The following is a 15,733-nucleotide window of genomic DNA, read 5'->3' on the forward strand; positions in this document are numbered from 1 at the left end:
TTCCGGGGATTCCGCAATCCGGTGACGCTGCGCCCTTCAATTCCTTTGATCATGCCGGGTGTTGTTTATATGGCGCTTATGAATGCGTTAACCGGGTCCTGGTGCGGAATTCTCCGGAGCGTCACCGGTCGTAGAAGTTGATCATGGGGGACCGGAGCCGTTCAGCCAGAACGCCCCGTAGGCCGCGGAGGCGACCGCCAACCCCGCCGTGACCAGCGCGGATCTCGACGTGCGCAGCCGGGCCAGGGCGCAGGCGAGCGGCAGCAGCAGCGGGAAGGCGGGCAGCAGCAGCCGGGGCTTGGAACCGAAGTAACTTGACGCGCACAGGGCGAGCGCGAGAACGACACCCGTGTACACCAGCAGCTCGACGGGCTGGCGCCGGCGGACGCCGGTGACGTAGAGCCACAGCAGCAGCACGACCCCGACGATCAGTCCGGCGCCGGCGAGGGCGGACGGAAATGACGTGAACTTGTCGGCCACAAAACGGGCGAAGGCATAGCCGCCGTCGAACCCGTTGCGCCAGCCGGCCTGGACGTCCAGATAACCCAGCGGTCCCTTGCCCGTGCGATGCCCGACCCACAGGACGTAGCCCGCGGCGCCGAGCGGGGCGAGCACCATGCCGAGGGCGCGGCGCCAGGCGGGAGGGTGTGCGCCGGGCGCCGCGCGGTCCCGTACGGCCGCGCGGTCCCGTACGAAGGAGAGCACGCCCGCGACCCACACCGCCGCGACCACCGCCGCCCCCACCGGCCGGGTCAGCCCGGCCAGCGCCGCCAGCGCGCCCGCGCTCACCCAGCGCCCGGTCAGCAGCGCGTACAGCGACCAGGCCGCCAGCGCCGTGAACAACGACTCGCTGTACGCCATCGACTGCACGATCCCGACCGGCAGCACCGCCCACAGCAGCACCGCGCAGACCCCGGCCCGGGCCCCGTACACCCGCTCCGCGACCGCGAAGATCCCGCCGGCCGCGGCGAGCGAGGCGAACAGGCTGACCGTGAAACCCGCGTCCGCGTACGACAGCGGTGTGATCGCGTGCAGCAGCCGCTCCAGCCACGGCAGCAGCGGGAAGAACGCCAGATTGGAGTGCACGTCGCCGTTGGGCAGCCGCACTTCGTAGCCGTAACCCAGTTCGGCGACGCGGGTGTACCAAAGGGAGTCCCAGCGCGCGGTCAGCAGGGTGTACGCGCTCGTGCCGCGCGCGGCGCTCCACACCGCCAGCACCACCAGCCCCACGGCGCGCACGGCCGCATAGCCCAGAAGGGCCGGGGCGGCCCGGCGCAGCAGGGGGGTGCGCGGCGGGGCCGCGCGCGAGTCGAGATCGGTCACGGGCTCGATTATCGGACGGCCCGGGAACCGGACCGGCCCCCGGGGCACGGTCAAGCGGGGGCGAAGTGGCGTACGCCACAGGGGTTCCGTCAAGCGGGTGAGAGGTCCGCCACGTGTCCTCACGGTGAACTCGCGTACGCTGACGAGTCACCCGCGTGGGTTCGAGCGGGCCGGAGACACCGCTCCTCTCCGGCCGTACGACAGGGAGTCCCCACCCCGTCGGTCCGCCGCACGCGAGGGATCATCTGGGAGGTGCACGCATGTCCGGGACGACCACGGCTGCCGCAGGGCCGCGCGGTCGGGTGACCGGAGCAGGTGCCAACCGCTGGGTCGTCCTCGTCGTCCTCTGCATCAGCCTGCTGCTCGTCGCCCTCGACGCGACGGTGCTGCACGTGGCGGTCCCCGCCGTCACCGAGGACCTCCGGCCGGGCGCCATGGAACTGCTCTGGATCGTCGACGTCTATCCGCTGGTCTGCGCCTCGTTGCTGATCCTCTTCGGCACCCTCGGCGACCGGATCGGCCGCAGACGTGTCCTGCTCCTCGGCTACGGCCTCTTCGGTGTCGCCTCCGCCGTCGCCGCCTTCGCGCCGACCGCCGGGACCCTGATCCTCGCCCGTGCGCTGCTCGGCGTCGGCGGCGCCATGATCATGCCCGCGACGCTGTCGATCCTGCGTCAGGTCTTCCCCGACCGGCGCGAGCGCGCCCTCGCCATCGGCATCTGGAGCGCGGTCGCCGCCGTCGGCGCGGCGGTCGGCCCGCTGCTCGGCGGCTTTCTGCTGGAGCACTTCTGGTGGGGCGCGGTCTTCCTCGTCAACATCCCCCTGATGCTGGTCAGCCTCCCGGTCGGCCGGATCCTGCTGCCCGAGTCCCGGGGCGAGAGCAACGGCCCCTGGGACGTCATGGGCGCGCTGATGGCGGCCGGGGGTCTGTTCGGTGTCGTGCTCGGGGTGAAGCGGCTGGGCGGCGGCGAGACCCCGGCCGGCCCCTTCACCGTGCTGCCGCTGCTGGCCGGCGCCGCCCTCCTCTTCCTCTTCGTACGGCGCCAGCGGCGGCTTCCGCATCCGCTGGTGGACCTGCGGATGTTCCGCCGGCCCGCGTTCAGCACCTCGGTGGGCTGCATCGTGCTGGCGATGCTCGCGCTGGTCGGCCTGGAGCTGATCGCCGCGCAGTATCTGCAACTGGTGCTCGGACTGTCGCCGCTGCAGACCGGGCTCCGGCTGCTGCCCCTGACCGTCGCGGCGATGGCGGCGGGCCTCGCGGGTGCGCGGATGCTGCGCCGCTTCGGGCCGCGCCGGATGGTGTGCGCCGGCTTCCTGCTGACCGCCGCCGCGGTCGTGACGCTCACGGCGATGGGCGCCAGCGACAACGCGCCCCTGCTGCTGTCCGGTTTCCTGCTGCTCGGCTTGGGCCTGGAGACCACGCTCTTCGGGGCGTACGAGTCGATGCTCAGCGAGGCCCCGGTGGAGCAGGCCGGTGGCGCGGCCGCGATCGGCGAGACGTCGTACCAGCTCGGCGCCGGGATCGGGATAGCGCTGCTCGGCAGCGTGATGAACGCCGCCTACACACCGGGTCTGCGGTCGGTGCCGGGCGTTCCGCAGTACGCCGCCGACGCGGCCGGGCACTCGCTCGGCGAGGCCTACGACGTCGCCGGCCGGCTCGACGGCGGCGCCGGGGTCGCGCTGCGCCAGGCGGCGCGGGACTCGTTCGTGCACGGGCTCCATGTGACGCTGCTGGTGAGTGCGGGGCTGTTGCTGCTGGGTGCGGTGATGGCGCTGCGGCTGCCGCGGATCATGCAGTGCGGCGAGGCCACGGCGGCGGTGGAGCTGCCCGCGCCCCGGGAGACGGCGGAGTCCCGCGTCTCGGCCTGACGTACTGGACGTGCGGCACACCGCGCCGTAACGTCGGCGGCAAACTGTAACTAGCGATGCTAGTTTTCGTGTGCCGGAGGGTGTCCCATGTCCGCGTCCTCGACGTTGCCCCCGTTCGATCCCGCCGACCCGCTCGGCATCGACGACCTGCTGGAACCGGAGGACCTGGCCGTACGGGACACCGTGCGGGCCTGGGCGGCGGACCGGGTGCTGCCGTACGTCGCCGAGTGGTACGAGAGCGGGGAGCTGCCCGGGATCCGGGAACTCGCCCGCGAACTCGGCTCCATCGGCGCCCTCGGGATGTCCCTCACCGGCTACGGCTGCGCGGGCGCGTCGGCCGTGCAGTACGGCTTGGCCTGCCTGGAGCTGGAGGCGGCCGACTCGGGCATCCGCTCCCTGGTCTCCGTCCAGGGTTCGCTCGCCATGTACGCGATCCACCGGTTCGGCAGCGAGGAGCAGAAGCGCGAGTGGCTGCCCCGCATGGCGGCCGGCGAGGTGATCGGCTGCTTCGGACTGACCGAGCCCGACCACGGCTCCGACCCGGCGTCGATGCGCACCCGTGCCAAGCGCGACGGCGACGACTGGGTGCTGAACGGCCGCAAGATGTGGATCACCAACGGCTCGGTCGCCGGAGTGGCCGTCGTCTGGGCACAGACCGACAACGGCATCCGTGGCTTCGTCGTCCCCACCGACGCCCCCGGCTTCTCGGCGCCGGAGATCAAGCACAAGTGGTCGCTGCGCGCCTCGGTCACCAGCGAACTGGTGCTGGACGACGTACGACTGCCCGCGACCGCCGTCCTGCCGGAGGTCACCGGCCTGCGCGGACCGCTCAGCTGTCTCTCCCACGCCCGGTACGGCATCGTCTGGGGCGCGATGGGCGCGGCCCGCAGCAGCTTCGAGGCGGCCGTCGACTACGCGAAGTCGCGCGAGCAGTTCGGGCGGCCCATCGGCGGCTTCCAGCTCACCCAGGCCAAGCTCGCCGACATGGCGGTCGAACTGCACAAGGGGATCCTGCTCGCCCATCATCTCGGGCGGCGGATGGACGCCGGCCGCCTGCGCCCCGAGCAGGTCAGCTTCGGCAAGCTCAACAACGTCCGCGAGGCGATCGAGATCTGCCGCACGGCGCGCACGATCCTCGGTGCCAACGGGATCTCCCTCGAATACCCCGTGATGCGGCACGCGACCAACCTCGAGTCGGTGCTCACCTACGAGGGCACCGTCGAGATGCACCAGCTCGTGCTGGGCAAGGCGCTCACCGGGCTCGACGCCTTCCGGTGAACCTCCGGGGAGGCAGGGCCGGTGAGCGGCCCTGCCTCAGCTCTGGTTGAAGAATCCGTCCTCCCGGCGCGCGGCCGGCTCACCGCTGACGATCTCGGTGTTGGCCGGCGTCAGCAGGAAGACCCGGGTCGCCACCCGTTCGATCGTGCCCCGCAGACCGAAGGTCAGCCCCGCCGCGAAGTCCACCACGCGTTTGGCGTCGCCGGGCTCCATCGCCGTGAGGTTCATGATCACCGGGACGCCGTCCCGGAACAGCTCGCCGATCGCGCGGGCGTCCCGGAAGCTGTCCGGGGTGACCGTGCCGATCCGGCGGCCCTTCTCCTCGGCCGTGTCCGTGGCCACCTTCACCCGCGGGTCCGTGACCCAGGCGTCCCCGGACTCGGTGCCCTCGGAGTACTCGTCGTCGTAGTAACGCTCGTCATCGTTGTCGTCGACGAGGCCGAGCCACGCACTCGCCTTGCGTACCGATCCCATGGACGCCTCCTCTCACAGCGGTCTTTCTGCTTTCCGCACCCCTATGGTCATCCATGATGCGGACGGCGCGCCAAGTGGATAGACGCCGCGCGGGGGGTTTGTGACGGTACTGGTGCACAGCCGATCCGTCGAGAGCCCTTGTATCCCAAGGGTCCTTACTCGTATAGCTGCTGACTGAGAGTGAAATATGATCGTCGACGGCGGACGGGTGATCGTCACTGCGGACGGGTGAACGCCAACGTCGTACCACATCACGGGGGATCGAAGTGTTCGGAATCGTCAGACCCTGCTCACACCGGCTCGGAGAACGTCTCAAAGCCGAGTGGATGGCGCACTTGTGCGGACTGTGTCTCGCGCTGCGCCACGATCACGGACAGCTCGCGCGCGTCGTGACGAACTACGACGGCCTGCTCATATCGGTTCTGACGGATGCTCAGACGGGACCGGCCGCCGGTGCCCGGCGTACGGCCGGGCCGTGCGCGCTGCGCGGGATGCGGACCGCGTCCGTCGCCCAGGGCGAGGGTGCGCGGCTCGCCGCCGCCGTCTCCCTGGTGCTCGCCGCGGCGAAGGTCCGTGACCATGTCGCCGACCAGGACGGGCTGCTGGCCCACAGGCCGGTGGCCGCCGCGGCCCGCCGCGTCGCCGCGGGCTGGGGCCGGGCCGGCGCGCGCGGCGGTGCCGCGGTCGGCTTCGACACCGGCGTCCTCGTCGAGGCCGTCGACCGGCAGCTCGGCCTGGAGACCCTCGCCGGATACGGCACCCCGATCCTGACGGTCACCGAGCCGACCGAGACCGCGACCGCCGCCGCCTTCGCCCACACCGCGACGCTGGCCGGGCGCCCGGGCAACGCACGGCCCCTGGCGGAGGCGGGCCGCCTCTTCGGCCGGCTCGCGCATCTGCTGGACGCCGTCGAGGACCAGGAGTCCGACGCCCTGTCGGGCGCCTGGAACCCCCTCACGGCCACCGGCACCTCCCGCGCCGAGGCCCGCAGGCTCGCCGACGACGCCCTGCACGGCATCCGGCTCGCCCTGCGGGAGACCGGGTTCGCCGACGGCAGGCTCGCCCATCTGCTGCTCGTGCACGAGCTGGGGCGGTCCGTGGACCGGGCGTTCGGCTCGCGGTCGTGCGGACACGCGCCCGAGGCCTCCTTCGGACCGGCTCCCGGCAACCCGTACGGCAGCCCCTTCGACGGGCAGCCGCCGCGCCCGGACAAGCGGGGCTTCTGGGCCGGTTGCGCCGCCGCCTTCGGCCTGTGCTGCACCTGCAAGGTGTGCTGTGCCGACGAGTTCGAGGGTCCCTGGTCGCGCAAGAAGCGCGAGGGCTGCTGCGGCACGTGCGACTGCAACTGCGACTGGTCGTGCTGCGAGGCCCTCGAGTGCTGTGAATGCTGCGAGTGCTGCTCGTGCTGTGACTGCGGGCTGTGACGGCGTCGCTCAGCTCCCCAGTTCGGGCGGGCTGATCCGGGACCTGTCGATCGCCGACCCCGTCGTACCCCACTTCCTGAGGATCCTGGCGTAGGTGCCGTCGGCCAGCAGCCTGTTCACCGCCGCCTGGAACGCGGGGGCCAGCTTCGTGCCCTTCTTGAAGGCGAAGCCCACGTCCAGGCGGTGGTACTCGCCCAGGAACCTCAGGCCCACCTGGTGGGCCACGGCGTAGCGCAGGCCGTTGATCGTGGACATCACGACATCGCTGCGGCCCTGCTGCACCGAGGACCACATCGCGCTCGACTCGCCGTACGTCTGCACCTGGTAGGCCTTCTTGCCCGCGTCGGCGCACACGTGCCGGTTCGCCTCCAGCGTGGCCTCGAAGGTCGTGCCGGCACCGGTCGCGACGTGCAGACCGCACAGCTGCCGCAGATCGGTGATCCGGGGCAGCCTGCTGTCCTTGCGGGCGGCGAAGCCCTGGCCGTCGTTGACGTAGGTGACGAAGTCGATGGTCCTGCGGCGCTCGTCCGTGACGCCGAAGTTGCTCGCGCCGACGTCGTACTTACCGCTGTCCAGGGCGGGCAGGATCGCCTCGAAACTCGCCTGTTCCACCTTCAGCCCGACCCCGAGCACCTTGCCGACCGCCTGGGCGAAGTCGACGTCCTGGCCGGTCAGCGTCGTGCCGTCGGAGAGATAGGTGGTGCCGGGCGGGGTGCCGCCGACGCTGATCGCGACGGTGAGGCGGGTGGTGCCGGCGGGCAGCAGCCCGGCCGCCGCCGCGTCCTTCTTCTCGGCCGAGACGACGTCCGTGGTGGGTACCTCGTCGGACTTGGCGGCGACTTCGGACGCGTCCGTCCCGCCCGGGCCGGAACCGCAGGCGGTGACGAACAGGGTGGCCGACGTCATCATGACGAAAGGCAGCAAGAAACGTGAACGCATCGGGTGGCGGTCTCCTGTGAGCAGCAGGGTGCGACAACGCGAGGGGAGGGGTGCGCGTGTGAAGGCGCGGAGGGAGCGCGTGGAGAAGGCGGTGGAGAAAGAAGGGAGAACGCGAGCACGCCTGCGATCGGCGGGCGCGAGCAGGGGGTCAGCTCAACAGGAACAGGACCACACGCGACCGAGGTCGATGTGGGAGCGGGTGACCAGCCACTGCTGTGGATGCATGGGCCAAGTGGAACAGGCATCCGGTTCCCCGTCAACCGACTTGAGACGTACGGCTCACAGTGTGGACGGCCTTGACAGTGCGCGGAAACGCCCACGTAGTCTCGGGGGACGGCCCTGCTGAGGGGCTCGGCCGTGTCCGCGCCGTACCGCGCGGCCCGTGTGAAGGCACCACCCCGTTCTGACGATTCGCGTCACGGAGCCTTCGCATGTCATCCGACACCCTCGCAAAGATCCCCGCCACACCCGGGACGCCCGAGCCCGTGGACCTCCCCCGGATCGTCCCGCGGCGCCGGTACGGACAGTGGGCCGCCGCGGTCGCCGTCCTCGCCCTGTTCGGCCTCGCGGCCGACTCCGTCGTGCGCAACAAGGCGTTCCAATGGGGCGTCGTCGCCGACTACTTCACCTCGGACTCCATCCTGCGCGGACTGTGGCTCACCCTGTGGCTGACCGCCGTGGTCATGGTCCTCGGCTTCGCCCTCGGCACCCTGCTCGCCGCCTTCCGGCTGTCCGCCAATCCCGTGCTGCGCGCGGTGAGTTGGGGGTACGTCTGGCTGTTCCGGTCGATCCCGATCCTGGTGCAGCTGCTGCTGTGGTTCAACATCGGCGCCCTGTACCCGCAGGTGCTCGGCGTGCGGACCGTGGACCTGCTCCCGCCGGTCGCCGTCGCCGTCGTCGGGCTCACCCTGCACGAGGCCGCCTTCGCCGCCGAGGTCGTCCGGGCCGGCATCCTCTCCGTGGAGCGCGGCCAGGTCGAGGCCGCCCAGGCGCTGGGCCTGAGCCGGGCGCGGCGCTGGTGGCGGATCGTGCTGCCCCAGGCCATGCGCTCCATCGTGCCGCCCGCCGGAAACATGCTGATCGGCACCCTCAAGGGCACCTCGATCGTCAGTGTCATCGCCGTCAACGACCTTTTGTTCTCGGCCCAGTTGGTCTACCACCGCACCTATCAGGTCATTCCGCTGCTGATGGTCGCGACCCTCTGGTACGCCGCCGTCACCTCGCTGCTCGGTCTCGGCCAGAGTTACGTCGAGAAGTACTACGCGCGCGGCACGGAGCGCGCCCGATGAGGCCGCAGTTGGTGATCGTGGGAGCCGGGCCGCGGGGGACCGGCCTCCTGGAACGCATCGCCGCCAACGCCCCCGAGCTGTACGCCGACACGGGCCTCGACATCCATCTGGTCGACCCGCACCCGCCGGGCGGCGGCCGCATTTGGCGCCAGGAGCAGTCGCCGCTGCTGTGGATGAACTCGCACGCCGAGGACGTCACCATGTTCACCGACGAGAGCGTGGCCATGGACGGCCCGGTGCGCGAGGGCCCCACCCTGCACGAATGGGCCGGGCTGGACGGCGGCACCTTCGCCGACCGGCAGCTCCAGGGGCGCTATCTGCGCCATGTGTACGAGCGCGCGCTGGCCGAACTGCCCGAGGGCATCGCCGTCCACCACCACGCCCGGCGCGCCCTGCGGGTCAGCGGGCCGCGCGAGGGCCGCCAGCAGGTGTGGCTGGCGGACCGGCCGCGCCCCCTCCTCGCCGACCTGGTGATCCTCGCCCTCGGCCACCTCGACGCCGAACTCGACGACGAGCAGGCCGCGTTGGCCTCCTATGCCCGCGAGCACGGCCTGACGCACCTGCCGCCCGACTTCACCGCCGACAGCGACCTGTCCGCGCTGAAGGCCGGCGAACCCGTCCTCGTACGGGGCTTCGGGCTGGCCTTCGTCGACCTGATGGTCCTGCTCACCGAGGGGCGCGGCGGGCGGTACGCGGGGGACACCTACGTTCCCTCCGGGCGGGAGCCGGTGCTGTACGTCGGCTCCCGGCGCGGGGTGCCGTACCACTCGAAGATCGGCTACGACTGGACCGGCGACCGGCCCCCGCTGCCCCGCTTCTTCGGGCCCGCCGAGGTCGAGACGCTGCTGGCCCGGCCGGAGGGCTTCGACTTCCGGCGCGATGTGCGGCCGCTGGTGGAGAAGGAGCTGGGCTTCGCCCACTACCACCGGCTCTTCACCGCCCACCCCGGGCGTACGGCGATGGCCTGGGCCGACTTCGAGGACAGGTACGCGACCGCCGCCGGCCCCGCCGAGACCCGGGCGCTGGTCGCCGCCGCCGTGCCGGACCCGGCCGACCGGCTCGACCTCACCGCGCTCGACCATCCGCTGGAGGGCGTGCGGCACACCTCGCACGAGGCGTTCCAGGAAGGGCTGCGCGGGTACATCGAGAATGACCTGATACGACGTCATGACGCTTCGCACAGTGCCGACTTGGGAGTCTTCCTGGGACTGCTGTCCGTCTACGGGCAGATCGTGCGGCTCGGGGACGTCGGGCCCTGGTGGCACGGGTTCTTCAGCCATCTGGCGTCCGGGCCGCCCGGGCCCCGGCTGCGGCAGATGCTCGCGCTGTCCCGGGCCGGCCTGCTCCGTTTCGTCGGCGCCGGCATGACCGTCACCGCCGCGGGCGGGGTGTTCCGGGCCGCCGGCTCCACCGTGCCCGGCTTCTCGGTCGAGGCCCGGGCGCTGGTCGAGGCCAGGCTGCCCGAGCCCACCGTCGGGCGGGCCCGCGACAGCCTGCTGCGCGAACTGCACGCCGACGGCGCCACCGAGACCCCCGAAGGGCTGCTCCGGGTCGACCCCCGCGACGGCCGCGTCCTCGACGCGGCGGGGCGCCCGCATCCCCGGCGCTTCGCCCTCGGCCCCTACACCGACGCCCGAACCCCCGGCGCCTTCACCCGGCCGCGCACCGGCGGGCCCGCGTTCCGGCAGAACGACGCCACCGCCCGGGCGGCGCTGCGCCTTCTGGGCACCTCACTCGAAAGGGAACCCACACGATGACCGTCATGGTCGACATCAGGTCCGTGCACAAGAGCTTCGGCTCGCTCGACGTCCTCAAAGGCATCGACCTGACGGTGCGCGCCGGTGAGGTCACCGTCGTGCTCGGCCCCTCCGGCTCCGGCAAGTCGACGCTGCTGCGCACCATCAACCAGCTGGAGAAGGCCGACCGGGGCGAGATCAGCGTCGACGGCGCCCTGATGGGATACCGGCGCGCCGGGGACAAGGTGTACGAGCTGCCCGAGCGCGAGGTGCTCAGGCAGCGCACCCGGATCGGGTTCGTCTTCCAGAGCTTCAACCTCTTCCCCCATCTGACGGTGCTGGAGAACGTCGTCGAGGCGCCGGTGCACGCGCTGAAACGGCCCCGGAAGGAGGCGGTGGAGGCCGCACGCCGACTGCTGGCGCGGGTGGGGCTCGACGACAGGGCCGACGCCTACCCGCGGCAGCTGTCCGGCGGCCAACAGCAGCGCGTGGCCATCGCCCGGGCGCTCGCGCTGGAACCGAGGCTGCTGCTGTTCGACGAGCCGACCTCGGCGCTCGATCCCGAACTGGTCGGTGAAGTCCTCGATGTCATAAGGGACTTGGCGGACCGCGGTACGACGATGGTCGTCGTCACGCACGAGATCGCGTTCGCCCGGGAGATCGCCGACACGGTGGTGTTCATGGCCGACGGAAGGATCGTCGAGCAGGGGACGCCGGAGCAGGTGCTCGACGCTCCCCGCGCGGAGCGGACCCGGGCGTTCCTGGCGAAGGTGCTGTGAGGATGGGTGCGGTGACGGGGCACGGGGTGGCCAGGCGGTTTCGGGGCGGGTTGCTGCACCTCGCCGCCGGCATCGATCAGACAGGCTCCTTCGACGCCGGTTCCTACCTCGAACTGGCCCTTCTCGCCGAGCGCGGCGGGCTGGACTTCGTGACGCTGGACGACTCCTTCGACCGGTCCGGGCCCGACGCGCTCGCCGTGCTGTGTCGGGTGGCGCCCGCGACCCGGCGGATCGGCCTGGTCCCGATGGCCTCCACCACGCATACCGAGCCCTGTCGGGCGCGGGCCGCCGGCGTGGCGACGCTGGACTGGGTCAGCGGGGGACGGGCCGGGTGGCGGATCGGAGCGTCCGCGGACTTGGCAGACGGATGGGAGTCGCCGCAGGGGCGGCCCGTTCGCGTGCTCGACGCCAGTGAGGAGCACAGCCGGGGCGTCGCCGCCCGGTGCGCGGACGTGGCTCTGGTCCGCGCCGCCACCTCCGACCAGGCCGGCGCCGTACGGGACGAACTGCGTGAGCGGGCAGCCGCGTCCGGGCGCGGGCCGGACGCGCTGCGGGTCCTGGTGAGCCTGCTGATCGACCTCGGCGACGGGGAGTACGCGGCCGAGCCCGGATACGGTGGGGGAGGAACCCGGCCGACCGCGCGCGGTCCGTTGTACCGGGGCGGCCCCGTCGACCTCGCGGAACTGGTCGCAGCCTGGCACGCCGAGGGCGCCGTCGACGGCTTCCACCTCGTCCCCGTCGAGCCGCGCCGTGACCTGGAGCGGCTCGTCAACGGAACGGTGGCGCTGCTTCAGCACCGTGGGCTGTTCCGCACCTTCTACCCCGGCAGCACCCTGCGCGACCATCTCGGGCTGGCCCGGTCCGTCCAGCGGTACGCCGTGAGCGGGGGGACGTCATGAGCGTACGGCGGCTGCCGGTGCGGCGGATGCATCTGGCGGTCCGGGGTCCGGTCGGCGGTGACACCGTCGAGCACGACGCCGACGTCGCGTTTGCCGCCGTCGAGCGCCTCGCCCGCGTCGCCGAGCGCGGGTTGTTCGACTTCCTGCTGTTCGGTGTGGGGCCGGTGGGCCGGCCCGAGCCGATCGCCGTGCTGAACGCGCTCGCCGGGGTCACCGCCCGGCTCGGGCTCGCCGGAGCCGTGGACGGCGCCGACGGTGAGCCGTACGAACTCGGCCGCAGGCTCGCCACCTTGGACCATCTCAGTGCGGGGCGGGCGGGGTGGTGGGATTCCGGGATGCCCGAAGGGGTGCCGCACCCGGTCGGGCTGCCCCGCTGTCCGCAGGGGCGGCCCGTGGTGATCCGGGCGGGGGAGAGCGAGCGGGCGCGGGAGGCGGCCGCGGCCTCGGCCGACGTGCTGGTCGTGCCGCACGGGTCCCTGAAGGCGTCCCGCGCCCGGTACGCCGACGTCAAGCGGCGGCTCGCGGCGTACGGACGCGCTCCGGAGGACCTGAAGGTCATGGCCGGGGTGAGTGTGGTGCCCGGGGACCCCACCGGTGAGGCGTCTTTCGGGGGCACCCCCGAGGCCGTCGCCGCCGGCCTCGACCTCTACGTCCGCGAGGGGGCTGTCGATGGATTCCTGCTCGCGGCCCACGTGTTGGAGGAGTTCGTCGACCGGGTGGTGCCGCTGCTGCAGGAGCGGGGCGCCTTCCGCCGGGAGTACGCCGGCACCACCCTCCGCTCCCATCTCGGGGTGCCTGAGCCGGTGAGAAGGTCTCGGCTCCCTGAGAGCCGCTCGCGCTGACCGGCAGGCAGCGGGTCGAGCACGATCCGGAGGGGCGACTTCCGGACATTCCCGGGAGTGGGGTGGCCGATGCCGACGGGACCGTACTCGTGCTGGTCCGCGAGGGCACGTGAGGAGTGCGCGTCCACGGGGGTGGGGCCGAGGCCCGCTCACGAGCGCGGACTCGGCATCGCCGGTGAGCTCGCCTTCACGCTGGACGTGGCGATCGACGCGGGAGAGTGTGCGCTGAGCCGACGGGTGTGCGGTGAGGTGAAGTCAGGGCGCCGTGCGTAAAAGGCGTTTAAAGTTCTACGGCCGAAAGGCGCCCTTGTGGCGACCGGTCGTTCGGCCGAATACTCCCCCTCAGCGCTTGTCAGAGGGCATGCGTGTTCGGACACCGCACCCCTGGCTGCGCCTCACGGGCCCCGACCCCACGCGGGCCCCCGACTTCCCCTGGGAGGGAACGAAACGTGAGGATCAAGCGCACCACTCCCCGCAGCGGCACCGCTAGACGTACCCGGCTGATCGCCGTGGCCACCGGCTTCCTGGCCGCAGCGGCGTTCGCCGCCCCCACCGCGAACGCCAGCGACGCCCACACGTTCAGCGCGACCCAGCTCAGCAAGGTAAGCGACTCCGTCCGTCAGGCCGACATACCCGGTACGGCCTGGGCCGTGGACAGCAAGACCGGGCGTGTCGTCGTCACCGTCGACAGCACGGTGTCCAAGGCCAAGATCGCCAAGATCAAGCAGCAGGCCGGCGCCGAGTCGGGTGCGCTCGCCATCAAGCACACCTCCGGCAGGTTCAACAAGCTGATCAGCGGCGGTGACGCCATCTACGGCGGTTCCTACCGCTGTTCGCTCGGGTTCAACGTGCACAGCGGCAGCACGTACTACTTCCTCACCGCCGGTCACTGCGGCCAGGTGGCCTCCACCTGGTACAGCAACTCCGGCCACAGCACGGTGCTCGGCACCAACGTCGGCTACAGCTTCCCGGGCAACGACTTCGCGTTGGTGCGGTACACCAACTCCTCGATCGCGCACCCGAGTGCGGTGGGCAGCCAGTCGATCACGAGCGCGGCCACGCCGTCCGTCGGGACGACCGTCTACCGGCGCGGTTCCACCACCGGGACGCACAGCGGCCGGGTCACCGCGCTGAACGCCACCGTCAACTACGGCAGCGGTGACATCGTCTCCGGCCTGATCCAGACCACGGTCTGCGCCGAGGGCGGCGACAGCGGTGGTCCGCTGTACGGGGGGTCCGTGGCCTACGGGCTGACCTCCGGTGGCAGTGGTGACTGCACCTCCGGTGGTACGACCTTCTTCCAGCCCGTGACCGAGGCGCTGAGCTACTACGGGGTCACGCTGCCCTGATCGCCTCAGCTCTCTTCGGCCCCCGTGCACGCCTTGTGTGCGGGGGCTGTCTGCTGTCAGGACAGGGGCGGAAACAAGCCGTGCACTGTCATCACGTTCCGCTGCGGACCGCTTGCGTGTGGTGTTTGCAGTGCGAATTTCCTGGCGTGACGGTGGGCGGTCAAGCCGGGAGGGGGTGCGAACCCTCTCTGCGCGCGTCCTGAAGTCAACCTTGTGTGCTCCCTGTGCGGTTCGAAAGAGTGGTCGCTCGTCAACCAGCCTTCCGGCCCGTCGAGTCCCCATAACTCCCGGGCCGACCCCCCACAGGAGGACATGAGTTGAAGCACCGACGCATACCCGGAAGGCGGGCCGCCGTGGTCGGCGCGGGAATCGCCGCACTGGTCGCCGCGGGTCTCACCTTGCAGAACGCGAACGCCAGTGAGCCGGTGAAGTCCGCACCGCAAGCACGGGTTCTGTCCGCTCCGGCGGCTGGAAATCTCGCCTCGACACTGCTGAAGAGCCTCGGCTCCGACGCCGCCGGCGGCTACTACGACGCCCAGGGCCGACATCTCGTCGTCAACGTGCTCGACCAGAGTGCGGTGAAGGCCGTCGAGGCGGCCGGCGCCAAGGCCAGAGTCGTCGGCAACTCGCTCGCCGAACTCGACGGCGCGCGGACCATGTTGAAGAAGGACGCGACCATTGCCGGTACGTCGTGGGCGACGGACCCGGTCAGCAACAAGGTCGTCGTCACCGCCGACAGGACCGTGTCCGGGGCGCAGTGGACCAAGCTGAGCCAGGTGGTCGACGGGCTCGGCGGCAAGGCCGAACTGAAGCGGTCGAAGGGGGAGTTCAAGCCCTTCATCGCCGGAGGTGACGCGATCAGCGGCTCGGGCGGGCGCTGCTCGCTCGGGTTCAACGTGGTCAAGGGCGGTCAGCCGTACTTCCTGACCGCCGGGCACTGCACCGCGGCCATCTCCAGCTGGTCGGACTCCAGCGGGCAGCAGATCGGGCAGAACGCCGAGTCCCACTTCCCGGGAACCGACTTCGGGCTCGTGAAGTACACGGCGAACGTGGACCACCCGAGCGAGGTCGACCTGTACGACGGGTCCACCCAGAAGATCACCGGTGCCGCCGAGGCGACGGTGGGGATGAAGGTGACGCGCAGCGGGTCGACGACCCATGTGCACGACGGTACGGTCACCGGCCTGAACGCCACGGTCAACTACTCCGAGGGCACGGTCAGCGGGCTCATCCAGACCAACGTGTGCGCCGAGCCCGGTGACAGCGGTGGCTCGCTGTTCTCGGGGAGCAACGCCATCGGGCTGACCTCCGGTGGCAGTGGTGACTGCACCTCCGGCGGGGAGACGTTCTTCCAGCCGGTCACCGCGGCGCTGTCCGCCACGGGGGCTCAGATCGGCTGACTGTTTTCGGCGTGCGTTCCGTGGAGCCCCGTCCCCGTGTGTGCGGGGGCGGGGCTCCACGCCTGCGGTGGCCTCCTTGGGCGGGTGTTTGCGCAGGTGGGAGGCGGGCGAACAGTTGTCGCACAGACGTTCG

13 protein-coding genes are annotated in these 15,733 nt (G+C 71.4%); 10 read left to right on the forward strand and 3 right to left on the reverse strand.

Going from position 1 to position 15,733, the window contains the following annotated elements; translation table 11 throughout:
- Positions 1-141: 141 nt before the first annotated feature.
- Positions 142-1,323, reverse strand: a complete 1,182-nt coding sequence (locus ADK64_RS03325; protein WP_053654638.1) for a mannosyltransferase family protein — start codon at positions 1,321-1,323, stop codon at positions 142-144.
- Positions 1,324-1,583: 260 nt separating this feature from the next.
- On the opposite strand from ADK64_RS03325, the gene ADK64_RS03330 reads away from it, so the two are divergent.
- On the forward strand, positions 1,584-3,191 hold the full coding sequence (locus tag ADK64_RS03330) for an MFS transporter (RefSeq protein WP_053654639.1): 1,608 nt from the start codon (positions 1,584-1,586) through the stop codon (positions 3,189-3,191).
- 87 nt (positions 3,192-3,278) lie between these two features.
- On the forward strand, positions 3,279-4,469 hold the full coding sequence (locus tag ADK64_RS03335) for an acyl-CoA dehydrogenase family protein (RefSeq protein WP_053654640.1): 1,191 nt from the start codon (positions 3,279-3,281) through the stop codon (positions 4,467-4,469).
- Between the two features lie 36 nt (positions 4,470-4,505).
- Here the strand turns inward: ADK64_RS03335 and ADK64_RS03340 are convergent, their stop codons facing one another.
- Entirely contained in the window at positions 4,506-4,943 is a 438-nt protein-coding gene (locus tag ADK64_RS03340) for a cell division protein SepF (RefSeq protein WP_053654641.1), read from the reverse strand.
- 266 nt (positions 4,944-5,209) lie between these two features.
- On the opposite strand from ADK64_RS03340, the gene ADK64_RS03345 reads away from it, so the two are divergent.
- Positions 5,210-6,367, forward strand: a complete 1,158-nt coding sequence (locus tag ADK64_RS03345) for a DUF5685 family protein (RefSeq protein ID WP_078992471.1) — start codon at positions 5,210-5,212, stop codon at positions 6,365-6,367.
- A 9-nt stretch (positions 6,368-6,376) separates the two neighbouring features.
- On the opposite strand, the gene ADK64_RS03350 is transcribed toward ADK64_RS03345, so the two are convergent.
- A complete protein-coding gene (locus ADK64_RS03350; protein WP_053654643.1) occupies positions 6,377-7,306 on the reverse strand; it encodes an ABC transporter substrate-binding protein in 930 nt (309 codons plus the stop codon).
- 431 nt (positions 7,307-7,737) lie between these two features.
- Between ADK64_RS03350 and ADK64_RS03355 the strand changes: the two genes are divergently transcribed.
- The 7 genes from ADK64_RS03355 (at position 7,738) to ADK64_RS03385 (ending at position 15,600) form a co-directional block, all read left to right on the forward strand.
- Complete coding sequence (locus ADK64_RS03355) at positions 7,738-8,595, forward strand: amino acid ABC transporter permease (protein WP_053654644.1); 858 nt, start codon at positions 7,738-7,740, stop codon at positions 8,593-8,595.
- A complete protein-coding gene (locus ADK64_RS03360) occupies positions 8,592-10,352 on the forward strand; it encodes an FAD/NAD(P)-binding protein (RefSeq protein WP_053654645.1) in 1,761 nt (586 codons plus the stop codon). The genes ADK64_RS03355 and ADK64_RS03360 overlap by 4 nt, the downstream gene beginning before the upstream one ends.
- Positions 10,349-11,110 carry an amino acid ABC transporter ATP-binding protein gene (locus tag ADK64_RS03365; protein ID WP_053654646.1) on the forward strand — a complete coding sequence of 254 codons (762 nt, stop codon included), beginning with the start codon at positions 10,349-10,351 and terminating at the stop codon, positions 11,108-11,110. The genes ADK64_RS03360 and ADK64_RS03365 overlap by 4 nt, the downstream gene beginning before the upstream one ends.
- Before the next feature lie 2 nt (positions 11,111-11,112).
- A complete protein-coding gene (locus ADK64_RS03370; RefSeq protein WP_053654647.1) occupies positions 11,113-12,009 on the forward strand; it encodes an LLM class flavin-dependent oxidoreductase in 897 nt (298 codons plus the stop codon).
- Positions 12,006-12,851 (forward strand): LLM class flavin-dependent oxidoreductase, encoded by an 846-nt coding sequence (locus ADK64_RS03375; RefSeq protein WP_053654648.1) that lies wholly within the window; start codon positions 12,006-12,008, stop codon positions 12,849-12,851. Before ADK64_RS03370 ends, ADK64_RS03375 begins: the two co-directional genes overlap by 4 nt.
- Before the next feature lie 449 nt (positions 12,852-13,300).
- A complete protein-coding gene (locus tag ADK64_RS03380; RefSeq protein WP_053654649.1) occupies positions 13,301-14,200 on the forward strand; it encodes a S1 family peptidase in 900 nt (299 codons plus the stop codon).
- 317 nt (positions 14,201-14,517) lie between these two features.
- Positions 14,518-15,600, forward strand: a complete 1,083-nt coding sequence (locus ADK64_RS03385; protein WP_053654650.1) for a S1 family peptidase — start codon at positions 14,518-14,520, stop codon at positions 15,598-15,600.
- Positions 15,601-15,733 lie beyond the last annotated feature (133 nt).

The sequence above is a fragment of the Streptomyces sp. MMG1121 genome, from assembly GCF_001280015.1.
Classification (GTDB): Bacteria; Actinomycetota; Actinomycetes; order Streptomycetales; family Streptomycetaceae; genus Streptomyces.